Below are 1,328 nucleotides of genomic sequence, written 5' to 3' on the forward strand. Positions count from 1 at the left end.
AGGTCACCCTTTTCTTCTATCCTTCTACTGCGTTCTTTACTATTTCTTTTGTGGTCAGGCCCGGCTTTTAAGCCCTCTATAGAACTTAATACCCTTCCAAATTCCCATTCCCAAGAGCCCTACCGTGGCAAGACCCAAAAAGCCACTGGCAAGACCGGAGAAAATCCCCACTTTAGAAAGCACCGTGAGGCCTCCTGCCAAGAGGGCAATCAAGCCTGCCCGTTTATCTGCCGGGTCAGAGGAACCCATGGCACCTAATCCGATAAGGCCTACCACCCCTCCCGCTACAATTCCAAAAATGGAAGGCAGACTCCCTAAAATAAGAAGCCCAATTCCTCCGGCAATCCCGCCAATGGCGGCAACCCCATCTTTTGCTAGTTCTCGTGTTGGAACAATGTCATTCATGATCCGCTCCTTTGCCACCGTACGATACATACGCGTAGGCACTGTGGTTATGGATACTCTCAAAATTCTCCGCCTCTACCGAAAAGCGCGGAAATTTTTGAAGTTCCTTGATACCAATATACACATCCCGTACCACATCTTCAACAAACTTGGGATTATCATAGGCATGTTCGGTAAGGAACTTTTCATCCTCCCGTTTCAAAAGGGTGTACACGGGGCTTGACGCTGCCTGTTCCACCAGGGAGACCAGGTCCTCTATCCAGAAAAAGGGACCCAACTCTACTTCCACCTTAACAATCCCTCGTTGGTTATGGGCCCCCCGGTCACTGATCGCCCGGGAACAGGGACAGACCGTCGTTACCGGAACCCATACGGATACGGTAAAATGCTTTGTTTGAGAATTAACCCACCCTTCGTACCGGCACTCATAACTCATGGAACTGAGAAGTCCCGACACAGGGGCTCTTTTTTCAATAAAGTAAGGGAACGTGATACTGCCAAAAGCCGCTTCTGCATCTAGGTCCTGCCGAATCTCCCGCAGGAGTTGGAGAAAGCGAGGCATGGAAAGGTCCCTCTTGTGCCGTTCAAGAACTTCGATAAAGCGACTCATATGGGTTCCCTTAAAATGACGGGGAAGATCTGCAAAAAGATCCACCGTGGCGGTGGTATGCTGTACCCCCTGGGCTCGGTCAAGCACCGTAATGGGATACCGCACTCCCTTTACCCCTACCTTTGCGAGGGGAACATCCCGCTCATCCGGCTGGCTTTGCACATCCAGTATGGTACAGCCGCAGGAAGTATCTCCTACTTTATCTTTCATTTTAGACACCTCACGCCCTCAGAACACCTCGGACAGTGGTTACCTCCAGAGACAGAACAGCCTTTCGGAGCCTCTCCTCCCTGAAAAGCGGCGGCCCCTTTAC

2 protein-coding genes are annotated in these 1,328 nt (G+C 51.1%); both read right to left on the reverse strand.

Going from position 1 to position 1,328, the window contains the following annotated elements; translation table 11 throughout:
• Positions 1-54: 54 nt before the first annotated feature.
• Positions 55-435 (reverse strand): hypothetical protein, encoded by a 381-nt coding sequence (locus N2315_09395; GenBank protein MCX7829384.1) that lies wholly within the window; start codon positions 433-435, stop codon positions 55-57.
• Positions 398-1,225, reverse strand: a complete 828-nt coding sequence (gene folE2 / locus N2315_09400; GenBank protein MCX7829385.1) for a GTP cyclohydrolase FolE2 — start codon at positions 1,223-1,225, stop codon at positions 398-400. The genes N2315_09395 and folE2 overlap by 38 nt, the downstream gene beginning before the upstream one ends.
• Between the last annotated feature and the right edge of the window lie 103 nt (positions 1,226-1,328).

The organism is Thermanaerothrix sp., assembly GCA_026417795.1.
Lineage (GTDB): Bacteria > Synergistota > Synergistia > Synergistales > Synergistaceae > Thermanaerovibrio.

Bases quoted from the DNA above. Each gene is read 5' to 3' on its own strand.
- folE2 (MCX7829385.1), bottom strand. From the start codon at position 1,225: ATGAAAGATAAAGTAGGAGATACTTCCTGCGGCTGTACCATACTGGAT.
- N2315_09395 (MCX7829384.1), bottom strand. From the start codon at position 435: ATGTATCGTACGGTGGCAAAGGAGCGGATCATGAATGACATTGTTCCA.